Here is a 19205-nt window from a genome sequence, read left to right on the forward strand (position 1 = left end):
ATTCTGGCTTTGGACATCTCTCAATACAGACATTGATGAGCGAGACTTCCTGTAGACTATCATTCAATGGCTGCCATTAATTATAAATAAAAAACAATCGCAGAAAAGTCACTTCTCTAAACATTAAGAATTTTTGTCATGAAACTTCCCAAACATGCACCAGAAAGTACTTTAATTGACACAGATAAGCAGCATTAAAAATATATACAAAACTGTCACAATAAAAATAAAATTCATTATTTCCAATAGGTTACAAATAACAGATCAATTCAAAATAATCATCATCAAGCGCTCAATCCAGAATTATCTCAAAACGACATAGCCGCTTTTCAACATATTTATCCGGCAACATATCAGGTGTACATTAGCTTTCACCCAGTCCACTGAGATAAGGATCCATAATTACCTTTAGGTAAGTACCCCGTAACATCACTGCATTCAGATTTAATGTTCTCATTTATGGCCTTTAACCCTGAGTTTAAAGGCGGCCGTGTTATGCAATGGATTCATGATAAACAAATGGCAAATAGATATGGAAAGATCGCTTCGCTTCAATACGTTATTCTTTTATCGCGCCCCAACATTATTGTTTATGTTATTCCTCTTTCCTGTTCTGGCTCAGGCGACTGAATCCGTATATGAGCAACAGATTCAACAGGCGCGTAACGGTAATTACACGCCGTTTCTCGATTATCTTCAGCGTTATCAGCAGCAGCATGCCCTGACGCCTGAACAGGTTGCGGACTGGTTACAGGTTGCAGCCTGGGCGGGTCATGATGACGAGGTTATTCAGGTCTGGCAGCGTTACGGCATTTATATGCCGCTGCCCGCCCGTGGCGTGGCTGCCGTCGCGCAATCCAGGCGAAATCAAAAAGCGTGGCAGCCGGCCCTGGCGCTCTGGAAAGAGGCGCGTAGCCTTGCGCCGGATAACGACGATTATCGTATCGGCTACATCAAAACCCTGGCCGATGCCCGCATGGACACGCTTGCCCTGCAGGAAGCCCGATGTCTGGTGGCGGAAAATCCCTCTCAGGCGCATCTTCAGACGCTCTCCTATGTCTGGTTACGCCAGGGAAAAAGCTGGGATCGGCTTCTGGCAGACACGCGCGCGCTAAATATTGCACCTGAGAATAAAGCGCTCCTCAGCGAGCTGATCGACGCGCTTACGGATAACCGGGTGAATACCCCCGCGCTCCAGCTTTCACAAAAGGTGGCGCTGCCCCCCGCGGAGCGTCGTCGTCTTGAGCGTAATGCCGCCGCCGAACGGGTGCGCCTTGCCGATGTGCCCGGCAGAACAGAAAAGGAGCGCCTGCAGCTTGCGCAATCCGCGCTGAATCGTTACGACGCTCTGCTTGCTCGCTGGCAAAACGAGCCGCAGGCGGCGGAAGACGTCGTTCTTGCGCGTATCGACAGGCTTGGCGCGCTGTACGCCCATGCTGATTACGCAAAGGTGATTAACGAATATCAGGATCTTACGGCAGCGCAGCATCCGGTACCGGACTGGGCAATCGGCTGGGTGATCTCCGCGTATCTGCAGGAAAAAAACGCGGCCGCCGCCTTCGCGCTTCTGCAACGCTACCCGCAATACGCTTCCGACCCGCAGGACGAGGAACACGCGCTGTTCTACGCCTGGCTGGATACGGGACAGTATCAGTCCGCCCGCCAGTACGTTGAGTGCCAGACCCGCGACGTTCCCTGGACCCGTTACGATTTCGGCTCCCCTACCCCTCAGCCTAACGATCGATGGCTTACCGGGCAGTCGCTCCGCTTTAACTATTTGCTGGCGACGAATGCCCTGCCGGAAGCCGAAACGCTGGCGCACCGTCTGGCGACAACGGCGCCAGGCAATCAGGGGCTACAGATTGACTACGCCACCCTGCTTCAGGCGCGGGGCCTGCCGCGCGCGGCCGAGCAAAAGCTGAAAACGGCGGAGGCGCTGGAGCCATCGAATCTGGAACTCGAACAGCAGCAGGCCTACGTCGCGATGGATCTGCAGGAGTGGCGACAGATGGATTTACTGGCCGACGACGTGCTGGCTCGCGCGCCCGCCGACCGCAGCGCCAGGCGTCTCGACAGGCTCCGAACGGTCCACCACATGTCCGAACTGCGCCTCAACGCCAGCAAGGGCTTGCACTCCGATAGCCCCGTGAGCGGCACACACGACCTGAGCGGGGACGCCACGCTCTATGGCCCCCCCGTAGCGGATAACTGGCGGCTGTTTGCCGGCACCCGCTATGCGCAGAGTAATTTCGATGAAGGCAAGGGCACCAGCCGTCACCTTTTGGGCGGCGTCGAATGGCGGCCACGCGACTTACAGCTCGAGGCCGAACTCTCCAGCAACCGCTATCACGGTGAAAACAAGCCGGGCGCTCGCCTCTCAACGACGTACTTTGTGACCGATAGCTGGCAGGTCAGCGGCAGCCTTGAACGCCTGTCGCGCACCACGCCCCTTCGGGCGTTACGCAACGGAATTAGCGCCAACCGGGGTGAAGGCGGGGTGCGCTGGTACCAAAACGAGCGGCGTGAGTACCAGTTCAGCGCCGCCCTCAGCCGCTTCTCCGACCACAACCGTCGCCAGGAATACAGCCTCACGGGCAAGGAGCGTCTCTGGCAGACCCCGTCCCTGACGCTGGATCTCGAACCGGAGATTGCCGCCAGTAAAAACAGCCTGCGGGACACGCTCTATTACAACCCGGCGCGGGATCTGTCCGTGACGGCTGCCCTGGCCGTTGACCATGAGATGTATCGCCATTACGACACCCTCTGGAGCCAGCAGTTCGTGGCGGGAGGCGGCAGCTACTGGCAGAAAAATCAGTCCGCTGGCGCGATCGCCCTGCTGGGTTACGGACAGCGCGTTCAGTGGAACAACGTTATCGATACCGGCGTGATGCTGAACTGGGATAAGCGCCCTTACGACGGCAAACGCGAGAGCAATCTCTCCGTCACGTTTGACGCGACTTTACGCTTTTAAGGATGAATATGCTGAACACACGTTTTTCCGTGAGCCTGATACTCCTCGGCTGGCTCTGCCTCAGCGCGAGCGTCTGCGCGCAGGCGATCTCGTTCATTGCGCCCAAAGATCGGCCGCAGCTGGAGGCAAGTAAACCCTGGCCGAAGAACCAGTTTCTGGTCCTGGCCTACCACGACGTCGAAGACGATGCCGCCGATCAGCGCTATCTCTCCGTTCGCACCAGCGCGTTAAACGAGCAGATAAGCTGGCTTCTGCACAACGGCTATCACGCCATCAGCGTGCAGGACATTCTCGATGCCCATGACGGAAAAAAAACGCTGCCGCCGAAAGCCGTTCTGCTCAGCTTTGACGACGGCTACAGCAGCTTTTATACCCGCGTCTGGCCGCTGCTTCAGGCGTGGAACGTGCCTGCGCTGTGGGCGCCGGTGGGCAGCTGGGTGGATACGCCGGAAAATCAAAAGGTGAATTTTGGCGGCCTGATGACGCCCCGGGATCGCTTTGCGACGTGGGACATGGTGCGCGAGCTCAGCCAGTCCCCACTGATTGAGATCGGATCGCATACCTGGGCCTCGCATTACGGCATTCCGGCTAACCCGCAGGGCAGCCGGGAACCGGCGATCGCCAATCGCTTTTATGATAAAGCCACAGGCCGCTATGAAACCGACCAGCAGTTCAGCCAGCGGATCGGCGATGACGTTCGCAAAGTGACTGAAAAAATCACGCAGGTGACGGGCAAAGCGCCTCGCGCCTGGGTCTGGCCCTACGGCGCCGCCAACGGGACGTCGCTCGCTATCGCCAGACAGCAGGGTTATCAGCTGGCCTTTACCCTTGAGGACGGGCTGGGGAATGTGCAGGATCTGGGCAACATCCCCCGCCTGCTGATCGCCGGAAATCCCTCGCTCAAGGCGTTTGCCAGTACGGTCAGCCAGATTCAGGAACGCGATCCCGTGCGCGTCATGCACGTCGATCTCGACTACGTTTACGATCCCGATCCGGCTCAGCAGACTCAAAACATCAACAGGCTGATCCAGCGGGTCTATGACATGAAAATCAGCCACGTTTTCCTGCAGGCGTTTGCCGATCCGCAGGGCGACGGCAGGATCACGGCGCTCTATTTCCCCAACCGTCGGCTGCCGGTTCGGGCCGATCTCTTTAATTTTGTCTCCTGGCAGCTGCAAACCCGCGCGGGGGTAAAAGTCTTCGCGTGGATGCCGGTGCTCTCGTTCGATCTCGATCCTTCCCTGCCGCGCGTGCAGCGCCGCGATCGTCAAACCGGCCAGCTGCGCGAAGCCACCGAGCCCTATATCCGGCTCTCCCCGTGGGACCCGCAGGTGCGCCAGCAGGTGACGAACATCTATGAAGACTTGGCCCGCTATGCCAGCTTCAATGGGATTTTGTTCCATGACGATGCGGTGCTGACGGACGTGGACGATGCCGGACAGGACACGACTCGCCAGAAGAGCCAACGGCTTATCGGGTTTACCCACGCCCTGAGCCTGGCGGTGAAGCATATCCGCGGCCCGCAGATAAAAACCGCGCGCAATATGTTCGCCTTACCCATTCTGCAGCCCGAAAGCGAGGCGTGGTTTGCGCAGAATCTTGATGATTTTCTGGCGGAGTATGACTGGACGGTGCCGATGGCCATGCCGCTGATGGAGTCCGTCCCGGCAGACGAGAGCGATGACTGGCTGACGCGTCTGGTTAAGGCGGTCGCCACGCGCCCCGGCGCGCTCGATAAAACCCTTTTCGAGCTGCAGGCCAGGGACTGGGACCAGAAACCGCAGCGCGCCGTGTCCGATAGCCAGCTTGCGCACTGGATGCGCGTGCTCCAGCTGAACGGCGTCAAAAACTACGGTTACTACCCCGACGACTTCCTCAACAACCAACCTGATATCTCACGCATCAGGCCTGAATTTTCTTCGTACTGGTACCCTGACAATGACTGATCGCATTATTGCATTCTCTATTTTATGTCTGGTATTCGGGTTGCCGTTAGGTGTGGCCGCCCTCTTTACCGGCGAACTGATTCTGGATTTTGTGTTCTTCTGGCCGCTGTTCATGTCGGTGCTCTGGATAACCGGCGGCCTCTATTTCTGGTATCAGCTTGAACGCCACTGGTCGTGGGATAAAGACACGCCTGCCCCGACGCTCGCCGGTGAGCCGCTCATCTCAATTCTTATCCCCTGTTTCAACGAGGGACGAAATGCCCGGGAGACCATCAGCGCCGCGCTGGATCAGCGGTATGAAAATATAGAAGTTATCGCCATCAACGACGGCTCGTCTGACAACACCGCGCAGGTTTTGCAGGCGCTGGCGCAGGAACAGCCGCGCCTGCGGGTGATTAACCTCGCAGAGAACCAGGGGAAAGCGCTGGCGCTCAAGGCCGGGGCGGCGGCGGCCCGGGGCGATCTGCTGGTCTGCATTGACGGCGACGCCCTGCTCGATCGCGATACCGCCGCTTATCTGGTGGCACCGCTGATTCAGTACCCCCACGTCGGCGCGGTGACCGGGAACCCGCGCATTCGCACGCGCTCCACGCTGATTGGCCGCATTCAGGTGGGCGAGTTCTCCTCCATCATTGGGCTTATCAAGCGGACGCAGCGGATCTATGGCCGGGTCTTTACCGTCTCCGGCGTCATCGCCGCCTTTCGCCGACAGGCGCTGGCGGACGTCGGGTACTGGAGCCCGGACATGATCACCGAAGACATCGACATCAGCTGGAAGCTCCAGCTGCGCCACTGGGATATCTTTTTCGAGCCGCGGGCGCTGTGCTGGATCCTGATGCCGGAGACGCTGAAGGGCCTGTGGAAACAGCGCCTGCGCTGGGCCCAGGGCGGCGCGGAGGTGTTTCTGGTCAACCTGCGCAGGATTGTGCGCTGGGAGCATCACCGGATGTGGCCGCTGTTCATGGAGTACGCGCTGTCAACGCTGTGGGCCTTCGCGTACGCGATGACGGTGCTGCTGTTCCTCCTCAGCCAGGTTGCGCCTGTTCCCGCCAGGCTGACCGTGGAGAGCCTTTTTCCACCGGAGTTTACCGGGCTGCTGCTGGGCGTGATGTGCCTGCTACAGTTCTTGGTCAGCTTGTACATCGAGCGGCGGTACGAACGAAAAGTAGCCAGCTCGCTTTTCTGGGTGATCTGGTTCCCGATGGTGTACTGGATGATCGGCCTGTTTACCACCCTCGTCGCATTTCCAAAAGTCATGCTTAAACGTCAGCGCGCCCGCGCGCGCTGGATCAGTCCGGACCGGGGAAAAGGAAGCCTTCAATGAACGAAAATACCTTAATTTTGACCGAGCATCGGCTCTTGCCACGTCTTTTCGATGCCGCATTAACGCTGGTGGCGTGGGGTGGATTTCTGTTTTTCCTGTATGCCCGGCTCTGGATGCAGCTCACCGATGAGAGCGACCACCGCTGGGGCGTGATTATCGCGTCCTTTAATACGGTGTTGCTCTACCTGCTGTTCGCCGCGCTTAACGGCTGGCTGCTGATTTTGTGGTATCAGTACAACCGCCGCCGCGCCCACGTGAGGCGGCGTCAGCCGGGCTATTTTCACCAGGAGGAGCTGGCCCGCAGCTTTAATGTCTCACCGCAGATCATCTCCGAGATGAGCCAGTACAACCTGCTGACGGTATACCACGACCAGATTGGCCGGATTATTGATTTGAAGGTGAGCGAACAGCAGGAAGAGGAAGAACTGTAACGAAAAGACCCCGCTGGATGCCCGGGTCGCCAGGGTGGTGGCGACTGCACTGAACCCCTAAACCTGGACACCTTGCTTTCTTTATTGTTCTGTCAGAGTTCGGTATTCAACCGGACTCATCCCGCCCATTTTTAAACTGATTCGTTCGGTGTTGTAATAGCGAATATACCTGCCAATATCGCTTTCAAGCTCTTCCACTGAACTGTACTTTTTCCTGTAATACATCTCTACCTTCAGATGACTGAAGAAGTTTTCCATTACTGCATTATCCAGACAGTTACCCTTACGCGACATACTTTGTGTGATGCCTGCGTCAGCCAGCATTCTGCGCCATACAGGCGTTCTGTAAGCCCAGCCTTGATCACTGTGCAACATCGCGCCTTCTTTGTTTCTGCATGCTTTAAGCGCTTTTTTTAGCATCCTGCAGACCAGAGGTTGTGACTGACTGGTTGATGTTTGCCAGGCCACAATTTCATTATTGAACAGATCCTGAAGGGCTGACAGGAACAGTTTTTGACCACCGGCACGGAACTCTGTCACGTCTGTGCACCACTTTATCCCACTGCATTCGGCTCTGAAGTTACGGGCAAGAATATTATCGGAAGCCGGGCCGCCGCCGGCCATACAGGAGCGGTATTTTCTTCGGCGCAACCGGCATGTCAGATCATGCTTTTTCATCAATATACGAACCGTTTTATGGTTCAGAGTGAAGGCTTCATTACGCAGTGCCGCCGTCATTCTTCGATAGCCATAACGTTGGGCATTTCTCTGGCTGATCGTGAACATAGCACTGACAGCCGCCGCATACCGAACCGGCTCATTTGCGGGTCTGGATATCTGGTAATAATACGTGCTGCGTGCCAGCCCTGCGGCACAGAGCAGGTAAACAAGCCGGTGGTCTGCGAGCAGACCCTGTATTACTCGCGTTTTTTCTGCTGTTCCCTGAGAGCCTTTTCTTCCCTCAGGGCTTTGAGCTTTTTTAGATATGCGTTTTCCGCCCGCAGGTATTCCAGCTCTCTCAGAAGTTCTGAGGGAGTCATCTCACTGAGCGGTCTGGAGTCAGGTATAAACTTTTTCTGTGACATAGCGGGCCCGGATTTGGCTGTATTAAGCGCCTGTGCGCCGCCTTTCCGGTAACGTCTTGTCCAGTCAAGAATGAGCGACTCATTTGGAATGGCAAAGCGCGCTGAAGCTTCCGCATAGCTGCATCCGTGTTCAGCCACATAACGGATTACGCGGAGCCTGAAAGCAGAAGTATAGGTTCGTGCAGGACGATCCTCCAGCCCAGCCTTACCCTGGCGCCTGTAAGTCCGTATCCATCGGGTGAGAGGTGTTCGACCAACAGAAAACAGGCGGGCTGTTTCTTTGATACTCGACTGGCCAGTCATGTAATGCTGAACAGCCGCAAGACGGATGTGAAAGGGATACCTCATCTGAACCTCCAGATTCTATGATCTGGTGTCCAGGTTTAGGGGTTCAGTGCAACTGAGCCACCCTGGCACGTTCACAGGCCATGTCGTTAAAGAGTAGCAAGGAACATAAAGTGAACGGAATGACCACCAGAGCCGTATGTTCCCCCTCACCCCAGCCCTCTCCCTCAAGGGAGAGGGGGTCGTCCGTGCAGGTATTATTTTATAGCGAGTCCTTCACCACAATCAGCGGCTCGATATCGCTCTCTTTCTTCACCACCAGCGAGTCATCGCCGCGCAGACAGGTTCCGCCGTAGTTCCCGCCCACGGTAAAGGTACAGACCTGTATGTATTTGCCGTCGACCTTCGGCAGGCACCACAGCTGCTGGTAGATGTTTTTACGGTCGACAAACTTGCCGCTGGATTTATCCAGCAGTTCGTCCTGAGCGCTGATGAGATCGATATTGCTGCCGCAGCGTCCGGCAATCGGCTTAACGGCATAGCCGGTCTGCTTGAGCAGATCGTTAACCTCAAAATCAGTGTCGAGCAGGTAGCGATGGTTCGGGAACAGCTGCCACAGCACCGGGAGAATCGCCTTGTTGCCGGGAATCACGGTCCACAGCGGTTCGAAGACCAGCACCTCCGGGCGCAGCAGGACGTCAATCAGGCGCACCTCGCCCTCGGGATGTCCGGTGCGGATCGGCACGGCGGCGTATTCGGTTTCGCTGACCTCGCGGATCTGCTCTATCGCCGTTTCCCACGCCCAGGTTTTCCACACGCAGTTGACGTGGCGACCTTCGTCGTCAATCAGCTGCCCGGCGGTATCCCAGCTTAGGGCGCCAAGCCCGTGCAAGATTTTAGTTTCAAACCCGGCCTGCATCAGCGAACGCTGAATAAAGAGCGCGTGATAGTCCTCTTCGACATCGTTGTCCTGCATGATGTGGACGAACGGCCGCGCGTGGCTGTGCTTCCAGGCGCCGGTCAGCTCTTCCAGCAGCCCTTCTGCCGGGTTATGCCCGTTGCCGCGATAGCCATTTTTCACCCACTCTTCGAGAATCAGCCCGCCCTCGGTATGGCAGGACGCGGAGTCCGCGTTGTACTCGTAAACCTTAATCCCGCGCTCATCCATGCAGAAATCCATACGACCGGTGATCATATGGTGGCGACGCCACTGCCAGGAGAGGCGCAGGCGCGGCCAGAGGATTTTCGGGATGTCGAAAAGCGCCAGCAGGCTGTCGTCTTTCAGCACCTTGTCCGTCGCGTGCAGGTACATCAGGTGCAGTTCGTTGGTGGCCTTGATCAGCTCCTGCTCGGCGCTTTCGGTAATGGTGAAGTACTGGCAGGGATCTTTGTTGATCACATGGCCGTTGGCGCGGATATACGCCTGCTGCAGCGCGTCATTTTCGTTAAGCCATTTTCCGTCGAACTGACGTTTGTTTTTCAGCCGCGCGCCGCTGATTTTCAGCAGTTCGCCGTCGATTTCCGGCTGGGGAATGCTGTGTTCCGTGTCGTCGGTCTGGATCATCCAGCCGAGAATCTCCGTGTCGTTGAAGGTGTCGTGGATGGTGTAACACCCGTTCTCCACGCTCAGACGCAGCTCGCGCGTCCACTGCTGCCCGAGCGGCAGCGGGGAGTGAATCACGTTCTGCTCCGCAATACGCACTTTATCGTCCAGAAGCTGGGTGATCACCGCCACGTGGCCGGTCTCGTGAAACTCGCCGCCCTTTTGCCAGATCAGCAGCGCTCCCGCGCGCGGCGCGCGTTTTGAACCGTTGGCAAAGGCCTGGAGGGGCAGGATGTTATCGTTCACCACCTGACGCAAAAAGCGCAGGGAGAAGATTTCCCACGCCATGCCGACGTCGGTAAACACGAAGCCATAGTTGAGAAACAGGAAACGGCGGGCAAACTCAACGCACTGCCACTTGTGGCCCATGTATTCGTTGCCGATATAGCTGCGAAAATCCGCGTCTTGCGGGTAGTTGCGCGGGTCCAGACTGCCGTAATTTGAAGAGTAAATCGCCACGCCTCCGGGCGCATAGCCTAACAACGTCCCGAATGGCGCATCACTGCTTAACTTTCCTTTACGCATGTATCCAACCTAAAACAGGCAGGCGGCAATTTTTTTAAGGGTTGTCGTCGTCTGCACGTTGTAATTAACCTGACAGAGGAACATTTATCATACACCTGCGCGGCAAATTATTCGCCTTACCCGGCCTACGAAATACACAACCCTGTAGGTCGGGTAAGCGAAGCGCCACCCGACACGTTTAAGGCTCAAACCTTAAACAACCAGCACGCCGCGAAATGCCCTGGCGCAATCTCCCGCATGGCAGGCTCCTGCGTCTGGCAAACCGGCATGGCGTGCGGGCAGCGGCTGCAGAACTTACAGCCCGGCAGCGCGGACGTGGGGCCTGGAATGTCGCCGCGCAGGGTGGCGTCGTCGAGATTGCGAATGCGCGGATCGGGCTGGGGAACCGCCGCCAGTAGCGCGCGGGTGTAAGGGTGCGCCGGACGCTGATACAGTTCATTCGCCGGGGCCACCTCCACCAGTTTGCCGAGATACATCACCCCAATGCGGCTGGAGATATGGCGCACCATGGAGAGATCGTGGGCGATGAACAGGTAGGTTAGCCCCAGCTCCTGCTGCAGATCCTGCAAAATATTCACCACTTGGGCCTGCACCGAGACGTCCAGCGCCGAGAGCGGTTCATCACACAGCACAAATTCAGGATGCACGGACAACGCGCGGGCAATACTGATGCGCTGGCGCTGCCCGCCGCTGAATTCATGCGGGAACCGTTCTAGGTGTTCGTGCTTCAGCCCCACTTTGTAGAGCAGCGTTTCCGTACGTTCCCGCTGTTCTTCGCGGCTGTAGCCGTGGATCTGCATCGGCTCCGCCACCAGCTGCCGCACGGTCATTCCGGGGTTAAGCGAGGAATAAGGATCCTGAAAAATCGCCTGCATCCGCTTGCGCAGCGGCTTGAGCTCTTTTTCACGGGCGTGGGCGATAGACTGCCCGGCGAAGAGGATCTCGCCCGAGGTGATATCGAACAGGCGCAGGATGGCGCGCCCGAGGGTGGATTTCCCGCAGCCGGACTCCCCCACCAGGCCAAACGTCTCGCCCGGCTGAATATCAAAGCTCACGCCGTCAACCGCTTTCACGGCCACGCCTTTACGCAGCAAACCGCCGTTGAGCGGATAGTGCTTGCGCAGATCGCGCACGCTCACTAATGGCGCCTGTTGTTTGCTCATGCCTGAATCTCCTTATCGGCCCATAGCCAGCAGGCAGCGCGATGGTCCTCTCCGGCGGTGTAAAATGCGGGCTGTCGTTCACACTGGGGCATGCGTTTCGGGCAGCGTTCCGCGAACGGACAGCCCGGCGGCGGGTTAAGCAGGCCAGGCGGCGAACCTTCGATCGGCGATAAACGTTGATTGACCTCATCCGGGCGCGGCAGCGAGGCCAGCAGCCCCTGGTGTAAGGATGCGCAGGGCGATAAAAAATGTCCTCCACGCTCCCCTCCTCCATCACCAGCCCGCCGTACATCACCACCACGCGGCTGCAGACCTGCGCCACCACGCCGAGATCGTGGGTGATCAGCAAAATCGCGGTTTGGGTCTGCTGTTGCAGGCTTTTCAGCAGGCGCAGGATCTGCGCCTGAATGGTCACGTCCAGCGCGGTGGTCGGCTCATCGGCAATAAGAAGCTTCGGGTCGCAGGAGAGCGCAATCGCGATCATTACCCGCTGGCGCATCCCACCGCTGAACTCGTGGGGATACTGGTCGTATCGGCGTTCCGCTTCGGCAATGCCTACCTGTTCCAGCATGGCGATCGCCGCCGCTTTGGCCGCTTTTTTGCTCAGCCCTTTGTTGCGCATCAGGATCTCAGCCATCTGCTTGCCGATGGTCAGCACCGGGTTCAGGGCGGTCATCGGATCCTGAAAAATCATCGCGATCTCGTTGCCGCGAATGGCACGCATCTGCGCGGGGGTTTTCTGCGCCAGATCCTCATTCTGGAAGCGAATGCTGCCGCCGGTTATCCGTCCGTTGCTCCCCAGAAGCTGGATAATCGACTTACAGGTGACGCTTTTCCCGCAGCCCGACTCGCCGACGATACCGACGAGCTCGCCCGGCTGAACCTGAAAGCTCACGCCGCGCACCGCGTGAACCTCGCCCTCGCGGGTGCGGAACGTGGTTTGCAGGTTCTCAAGCGCTAATAAGTTACTCATCGCGATTCGCTCCCGGCTCAAAGGCGGTACGGAACACATCGCCCAGCACGTTAAAGCTGAACACCGTCAGCAGGATCAGAATGCCGGGGAACATCGCCAGCCACGACGCTTCGCCGATATAAGACTGCGCGTTGTTAAGCATGCTTCCCCACGACGCCGCAGGCGCCTGCACGCCGAGCCCTAAGAAGCTGAGCGTTGACTCCATCAGAATGGCCGAGGCGATATTGAGCGTGGCCGCCACGATAATGGTCGGCAGCACGCCGGGAATGATGTGGCGCACGATAATGCGCAGCGGATGTTCCCCCGACGCGCGGGCATAAAGCACGTACTCGCGCTCTTTCACCGACAGGGTTTCAGCACGCACCAGCCGCGACATGTTCATCCACGTCAGCAGGCTGATGATGAGAATGATGTTATCCACGCCCGGCTTGAGGTAAGCATTCACCACCAGCAGCAGGAAGAAGGCCGGAATGGCCATCAGGATATCCACGGCGCGCATCATCAGGTTATCCAGCCAGCCGCCAAAATAGCCGCTTACCGTTCCCACCACCGTGCCGATAAGCGTAGAAAAAAGCATGGCGAGAAAACCGACCATCAGGGAGATCTGGCCGCCATACAGCGCGCGGGTGAAGTAGTCGCGCCCGTATTCATCGGTGCCGAACCAGTGCGCGGCATCCGGCGGTAGCGTGCGCGCGCCGAGCGCCATCCGATCCGGATCGTACGGACTCAAGCCCGCACAGAGCGCGGCGACAACGAAGATAAAAAGCACAAACAGAGAGAACTGCGCCGGACGGTTGCGGCGCAGCTGGTGACGAACCTGCTGCCAGCGTCTGCTCATCCGGGTTACCTCAGCGTACGAATGCGGGGATCGGCGAAGCGATAAAGCACATCGGCGATCAGGTTACCGACGATCAGCATCATCGACGAGAGCATGATGATCGCCATGATCAGCGGGTAGTCCAGCGAGGCGATCGACTGGATCCCGAGCAGCCCCATCCCCGGCCAGGAGAAGACGCTTTCCGTCACATAGGCCCCCACAATCAGCTCTCCGAACGACAGGCCGAACAGGGTAATCACCGGCAGCAGCACGTTTTTCAGCACGTGGCGGAACAGAATGCTGGAACGCGTGGCGCCGTAAGCAAGCTGGGTCTGTACGTAGTCGGCCGAGAGCTGCGAGATGGTGTTGGAGCGAATGTAGCGCACGTAGCTGGAGAGGTTGTAGAACGTAAGTGCAATACACGGCAGCACGCCGTGACGCAGCAGGTCCAGGCCGTTGTCCTCCATGCCGATGGTGCGCATCCCCATGCTGGGGAACCAGTTAAGCTGCACGGCAAACACGGTGATGAGCAAAATGCCAAACCAGAATATCGGCACCGAAATGCCAATATAGGCGAACAGGTTCAGGAGGTGATCCAGCCAGCGGTGCTTAAATGCCCCCGCCAGCAGGCCCAGCGGGATCGCCAGCACGATCGCCATCAGCAGCGACGCGCCCATCAGCCCCAGCGTGGCCGGAATGCGTTCGCCGATCATCTCCAGCACCGGGCGGTGGTAAATCAGCGAATAGCCGAGATCGCCCTGCAGGACGTTTTTCAGCCACAGGACGTACTGCGTGACCAGCGGCTTATCCAGCCCCAGGCTCTGGCGAATACGTTCGATATCTTCCGGGGCCATACGCGGCGTGATGTACGCCGCCACCGGATCGCCGGGCGCGAGCTTGACCAGCAAAAACGCCACCAGTGAAATAAAGAACAGCATCGGCAGCAGCTGCAGCAGCCGACGCGTGAGGAGTGTGTTCACGACGTGCCCTTTCAAAAGCCCCGACCTGACGGCCGGGGCAATCACTTATTTCTGATAGATTTTTGACAGATCCTGGAACAGATAGACCGGTTTCGGCTCTGCCTCCTGGGTGCCGCCGAAGCGCTTGTCCACCGCGACGGTCGCATTGGTGTAGGCAATCGGGTAGTACGTCATGTCGTTCGCCACGGTCTGCTGAATTTGCTTGTAGATATCGGCACGTTTCGCGGCGTCGGTTTCCACTGCGCCTTTATCCCACAGGGCATCGAACTGCGGATTTTTGTAGTGCGCGTAGTTATAGGCCTCGTTGCTCATGAACAGCGATTTATAGCCGTCCGGCTCTGAGCCCATGATGTAGCCGCCCAGATTCAGCTCCCACGCGGTGTTGTTCATATCAAGACTGCGCTGAGACATGGCGTTGGAGTCCAGCGGCATCAGCTCCACGTTCACCCCAATGCCCTTCAGCGCCTGCTGAATGTAGAGCGCCATGCTCTCCTGGGTTTTGTTGGTGTTCACATACGCCAGGCGCAGCTTGAGGTTGTCCGGCGCGCCGGATGTTTTCAGCAGGTCTTTGGCTGTTTGCAGATCGAATTTGTACTGCTCGACGTCATCCGTCTTGTAAAGCGTATCTGGCGTCAGGAAGGAGGTCGCCGGTTTGGCGTAGTCGAGCGAGGTAAACGCGGTCTGGGTCAGCTCGTCCTTGTTGATGGCGTAAGCAATGGCCTGACGCAGTTCTTTACTCTTCATCACCGGCACGTTCTGGTTGAACGTCATATAGGCCAGACGGCCTTCCGGATAGACCACGAAGTCAAACTTCCCGGTATTTTTCAGGCGGTTCACGTCCTGCGGGTCAACCATCTTCAGGTTGATTTCCCCGTTTTGCAGCGCCAGGTTGGCGGCGTTGCTGTCTTTGGCGAAACGGTAGGTGACCGAATCAAGCTTCGCTTTGCCGTTCCAGTAATCGTCAAAACGGGTCAGGGCGTAATACTGCCCGGCGCGGTACTCTTTGAATTTGAACGGCCCGGAGCCGACCGGCGCATCGTTTTTGGTGCTCTTTTCCAGGTCGCCTTCACCGGCGAACACGTGCTGCGGGATCGGGTAGATCTGCACCAGGGTGCCGGTAAAGGCCGCGCTGACCTGCGGTAGGGTGAACTTCACGGTGCGGTCGTCAACCTTGCTCACCTCAACAGGCTTGCCGCCGTAGGTAAACATGCTGCGGAAGAAGCTGTGCTGTTTGGCATCCAGCAGCTTATTGAAGGTGAAGACCACGTCATCCGCCGTCAGCGGCTGTCCGTCCTGCCATTTGAGGTTGGGTTTTAACGTCAGGGTATAACTCAGGTTGTCGGCAGAGGGGGTCAGGCTTTCCGCCAGGCCCCACTCGATCTTACCGTTGTTGAAGCTATAGAGCGGGGCATAAAGCGCCTGCATGATGGTTAACGTCGTACGGTCACTGGCATAGAGCGGATTCACGGCTAACGGGTCGCCGGAGGTAATACCGATAATCAGCGAACCGCCCTCTTTTGGCGAGTCGCTTTTTGCCGCAGCCACACTGTTTGTCTCTTTATTTTTCGCATCATCACAGCCCGCCAGGCCTAACGCGAGCGAAACGACCACTGCCGATAACAGAAGCTTGCGCATCTCACTAACTCCTTGCCTTATAAAGTGTTTATTACTGCATCTTTTATTTATGTTGAAGCATCATATTCAGCTTTATCGGTTTACGCATTAATTATGAAAATGCGATTTTCGATTAAGCTTATGCCGGATTTGATATATATAAGCGCCGGAAGGAATAGCGGCAGATCGATTACGCTCAGTTGGTTAAACGCTTCACAAATCTCCTGCTACACTGCCTCAACACATCACTCAAAAGGCAGACCAACATGTCAGACAACACGTATCAGCCACCGAAAGTGTGGGAATGGAAAAAGAATGGCGGCGGCGCGTTCGCCAATATTAACCGCCCGATCTCCGGCGCAACGCATGAGAAAGATTTGCCCGTCGGTTCGCACCCGCTGCAGCTTTACTCTCTCGGTACGCCGAACGGCCAGAAAGTGACGATCATGCTCGAAGAGCTGCTGGCGCTGGGCGTGACGGGCGCGGAGTATGACGCATGGTTGATCCGCATCGGCGAGGGCGACCAGTTCTCCAGCGGCTTTGTTGACGTCAACCCGAACTCGAAAATTCCGGCACTTCGCGACCACTCCACGAACCCGCCAACGCGCGTCTTTGAATCCGGCAATATCCTGCTCTACCTGGCAGAGAAGTTCGGTCACTTCCTGCCGAAAGATCCGGCGGGACGCACCGAGACGCTGAACTGGCTGTTCTGGCTGCAGGGCGCGGCGCCGTTCCTCGGCGGTGGTTTTGGCCACTTCTACAACTATGCCCCGGTGAAAATTGAGTACGCGATTGACCGCTTCACCATGGAAGCCAAACGCCTGTTCGACGTGCTGGATAAACAGCTGGCGCGAGGTCGTTACGTCGCGGGCGAGGAGTACACCATCGCGGATATCGCCATCTGGCCATGGTTCGGCTGCGTGGCGCTGGGTAGCGTTTATAACGCCGCCGAGTTCCTCGACGCAGAGAAGTACACCAACGTACAGCGCTGGGCGAAAGACGTGGCGAATCGCCATGCCGTTAAGCGCGGACGCATCGTTAACCGTACCAGCGGCGAGCTGAACGAGCAGCTTCACGAACGCCACGCGGCGAGCGACTTCGAGACGAATACGGAAGACAAGCGTCAGGCGTAATGTTCCGCCGGGCGGTTCGCCGCCCGGCAGCAGAGATCCTTATCCAGGGCATGATTAGCTTAAAGGTTGAGTCGGTATTGCTGGCACTATCTGGGCGTTTTTCTCGCGTCAGAGAGTGAGAAATGGCGTCTCAATCGACAGCAGTCACAAAGGATCTGTTATGAAACTTATTAAAACAACGCTGGTTATCAGCGCCCTCATTTTTTCCACCTCGGGAATGGCCATCGACAAAACCGCCGCTGGCGCGGTAGCAGGCGCTGCCATTGGCGCGGCCACGGGCAAAGATCTGAAATCGACCGTTGGCGGTGCCGTCGTGGGCGCAGGAACCGGCGCCATGTTCAAAAACGGCGAGAAAGGTAAAGCCGCGCGTAAAGGGGGTGCGGTAGGTGCTGCCGTGGGCGCAGGTGCAGCGGCGGTTACCGGTAAGAGCGTGCTGAAAGGTGCGGCCGTTGGTGCAGGTACAGGCGCGCTGATTGGTGAAGCGACGCACTGAGGTAGTGTGCCACCTTGTGAACAGGCATGAATAATAAACCCAGCGATCGCGCTGGGTTTTTTGTGTTTTTGAATCAGAAACGCGCACGTTCGAACAACCGACGCGCGGCTGGCGTTAACCCTGACATATGAATGCAGGCATGCACCATTCCCGGCAACCGTTCACAGCGTACTGGCACCCCCGCCTCCTCAAGCCGCAGCGCATACTCTTCAGCCTCATCGCGCAGGGGATCATATTCACAGCTCAGGATGGTTGCTGGCGGTAACCCCCTCAGCGAGGCCATATGCAGCGGCTCGGCATAAGGATGACGACATTCTCCCAGATAGTTTTCCCAGCAAAACGCCATCGCATCACGGGTTAAATAATAACCTTCAGCAAATTCACAATAGCTTTGGGACAACATTTCGCGACTTAACGCCGGATAGAGCAGCAACTGATGCTCAATGTGAGGTCCGCCGCGATCCCGGGCCAGCAGAGCTGTCGCGGCAGCAAGATTGCCGCCAGCACTGTCGCCGCCCACCGCCAGACGGGTCGCATCTATCCCCAAAAGCGCGGCCTGTTCACTGGCCCAGCACAGTGCCTGATAAACATCTTCTAACGGCCTTGGGAAGGGGAACTCCGGTGCCAGACGGTAATCAACGGAGAGTATTTTCCGGCCAGTGGCATTGGCCAATGCCTGACAGGGCCGATCGTATAGCGACAGCGAGCCCAGACACCATCCGCCGCCGTGAGCAAACAGCATTGCAGGCTGAGCAATTTCAGCGTTTGAGGCAGCAGGCGTATACGCGCGAAGGCCGATAGCGTAACCATCATCAGCGATAACAACGTAATGTTGAATGCCTCCACCTGTTTCCTCCTCACCCTGTAGCCGCAGCAAATCCACTTCGGTGGCGGTACGAAGGTCGGCTAACGACGCCGGTTGCGGCGCGCCCGATGACGCAGCCAGAAAGTCAGCTATGTGTTTATCAAGCGGCACGATTGGTGTCCTCTGAGAGAAAGGGTACGATTAGCCCAATAAACGCCTCATGACACTCTTCGGTAATAAAATGCCCGCAGTCCGCCACCGTCTCGCCACGCAAATCAAGGGCATTGCCCTGTAGGGTTATCAACGGCGCATCGCGCGTCGCATGTTCGGCCCCCACCGTTAACACCGGCATGGTTAAAGGCGTTTGCGCACGGCGCTGGTTCTGCCGGATGGTTTCCGGGATAGCGCGATAATAGTCGAAGCCCGCACGCAGCCCGCCGGGTGTTGAATAGGCGGCGATATACACCTCTGCGGCAACCCGTTCACGTCGATGAGACCAGCGGTCGAAAATATAGCTGAGATACTGTGATTCGCGCCCGCTGGTCAGGGTTTCGGGAAGATCCGCCAGTTGATTGAACATGAAGTGCCAGAGAAAGATGTTCTCTTCCGGTGCGACAAAAATCGGCGGTGGTGGGGCCAGTCCAGGGATAACCGCTTCTGTCAGCACAAGTCGTTCTATTGCCTGAGGAAAATCGCTCGCCATGGCGTATCCAACCCACATGCCAATATCGTGGCCTACTATGCTATAACGCGCATGACCCAACTGCGCCATCATGGTATGCAACATGGCACCGACACGTCCGGTGTCATAGCCGTCGCGCGGCTTATCTGACTCACCAATGCCCGGAGGGTCGACCGCTATCGCCTGAAAACCCGCCGCCGCCAGCGCCTGAAGGACATAGCGCCAGGTATACCAGGTCTGCGGCCAGCCCGGTATCAGCAATACCGGTTGTCCTTTTCCCGCCACGACGCAGTGGATGCGCTGTCCGTTCACTTTCGTATAGACGTGTTCTGCCCTGAGATCCGCGTGCGCGATCTCACCGTATTGTTGTTCCAT

14 protein-coding genes and 1 pseudogene are annotated in these 19205 nt (G+C 57.4%); 6 read left to right on the plus strand and 9 right to left on the minus strand.

Going from position 1 to position 19205, the window contains the following annotated elements:
* Positions 1–532 precede the first annotated feature (532 nt).
* Genes pgaA through pgaD form a run of 4 tightly spaced genes read left to right on the plus strand, consistent with a single transcriptional unit; the run spans position 533 to position 6672 of the window.
* Entirely contained in the window at positions 533–2971 is a 2439-nt protein-coding gene (gene pgaA / locus L370_RS18860) for a poly-beta-1,6 N-acetyl-D-glucosamine export porin PgaA (RefSeq protein ID WP_023333376.1), read from the plus strand.
* A gap of 8 nt (positions 2972–2979) precedes the next feature.
* On the plus strand, positions 2980–4917 hold the full coding sequence (gene pgaB, locus L370_RS18855) for a poly-beta-1,6-N-acetyl-D-glucosamine N-deacetylase PgaB (protein ID WP_023333377.1): 1938 nt from the start codon (positions 2980–2982) through the stop codon (positions 4915–4917).
* The gene (gene pgaC, locus L370_RS18850) at positions 4910–6241 is read left to right on the plus strand and encodes a poly-beta-1,6-N-acetyl-D-glucosamine synthase (protein WP_023333378.1); all 1332 of its coding nucleotides are present in this window, start codon (positions 4910–4912) and stop codon (positions 6239–6241) included. The genes pgaB and pgaC overlap by 8 nt, the downstream gene beginning before the upstream one ends.
* Complete coding sequence (gene pgaD / locus L370_RS18845; RefSeq protein WP_023333379.1) at positions 6238–6672, plus strand: poly-beta-1,6-N-acetyl-D-glucosamine biosynthesis protein PgaD; 435 nt, start codon at positions 6238–6240, stop codon at positions 6670–6672. The genes pgaC and pgaD overlap by 4 nt, the downstream gene beginning before the upstream one ends.
* Positions 6673–6753: 81 nt before the next feature.
* Here pgaD and L370_RS23340 read toward each other — a convergent pair.
* From L370_RS23340 to L370_RS18810, 7 genes and pseudogenes are all read right to left on the minus strand, one after another.
* A protein-coding gene (locus L370_RS23340; protein ID WP_155858014.1) for an IS3 family transposase occupies positions 6754–8105 on the minus strand; the annotation gives its coding sequence in 2 pieces (ribosomal slippage) (positions 6754–7655 and positions 7655–8105; 1353 coding nt in all).
* Positions 8106–8304: 199 nt separating this feature from the next.
* Positions 8305–10170, minus strand: a complete 1866-nt coding sequence (gene gss / locus L370_RS18835) for a bifunctional glutathionylspermidine amidase/synthase (RefSeq protein WP_023333382.1) — start codon at positions 10168–10170, stop codon at positions 8305–8307.
* Positions 10171–10355: 185 nt separating this feature from the next.
* Positions 10356–11333: an ABC transporter ATP-binding protein gene (locus L370_RS18830; RefSeq protein WP_032666537.1), complete on the minus strand. Its 978-nt coding sequence runs from the start codon at positions 11331–11333 to the stop codon at positions 10356–10358.
* Positions 11330–12306, minus strand: a pseudogene (locus L370_RS23795) (ABC transporter ATP-binding protein). Before L370_RS23795 ends, L370_RS18830 begins: the two are co-directional and overlap by 4 nt.
* On the minus strand, positions 12299–13144 hold the full coding sequence (locus tag L370_RS18820; protein ID WP_023294546.1) for an ABC transporter permease: 846 nt from the start codon (positions 13142–13144) through the stop codon (positions 12299–12301). Before L370_RS18820 ends, L370_RS23795 begins: the two are co-directional and overlap by 8 nt.
* Positions 13145–13149: 5 nt before the next feature.
* Entirely contained in the window at positions 13150–14103 is a 954-nt protein-coding gene (locus L370_RS18815) for an ABC transporter permease (RefSeq protein WP_010435561.1), read from the minus strand.
* 45 nt (positions 14104–14148) lie between these two features.
* Positions 14149–15738, minus strand: a complete 1590-nt coding sequence (locus L370_RS18810; RefSeq protein WP_023333385.1) for an ABC transporter substrate-binding protein — start codon at positions 15736–15738, stop codon at positions 14149–14151.
* Between the two features lie 245 nt (positions 15739–15983).
* On the opposite strand from L370_RS18810, the gene yghU reads away from it, so the two are divergent.
* Together yghU and L370_RS18800 are read left to right on the plus strand one after the other, a co-directional pair.
* Entirely contained in the window at positions 15984–16850 is an 867-nt protein-coding gene (gene yghU, locus L370_RS18805) for a glutathione-dependent disulfide-bond oxidoreductase (RefSeq protein WP_023333386.1), read from the plus strand.
* A 160-nt stretch (positions 16851–17010) separates the two neighbouring features.
* Entirely contained in the window at positions 17011–17343 is a 333-nt protein-coding gene (locus tag L370_RS18800) for a glycine zipper domain-containing protein (RefSeq protein WP_023333387.1), read from the plus strand.
* Between the two features lie 73 nt (positions 17344–17416).
* On the opposite strand, the gene L370_RS18795 is transcribed toward L370_RS18800, so the two are convergent.
* On the minus strand, positions 17417–18319 hold the full coding sequence (locus L370_RS18795; RefSeq protein WP_023333388.1) for an alpha/beta hydrolase: 903 nt from the start codon (positions 18317–18319) through the stop codon (positions 17417–17419).
* A complete protein-coding gene (locus L370_RS18790; RefSeq protein WP_023333389.1) occupies positions 18309–19205 on the minus strand; it encodes an alpha/beta fold hydrolase in 897 nt (298 codons plus the stop codon). The genes L370_RS18795 and L370_RS18790 overlap by 11 nt, the downstream gene beginning before the upstream one ends.

This window comes from Enterobacter sp. MGH 24, from assembly GCF_000493015.1.
Taxonomy (GTDB): Bacteria; Pseudomonadota; Gammaproteobacteria; order Enterobacterales; family Enterobacteriaceae; genus Enterobacter.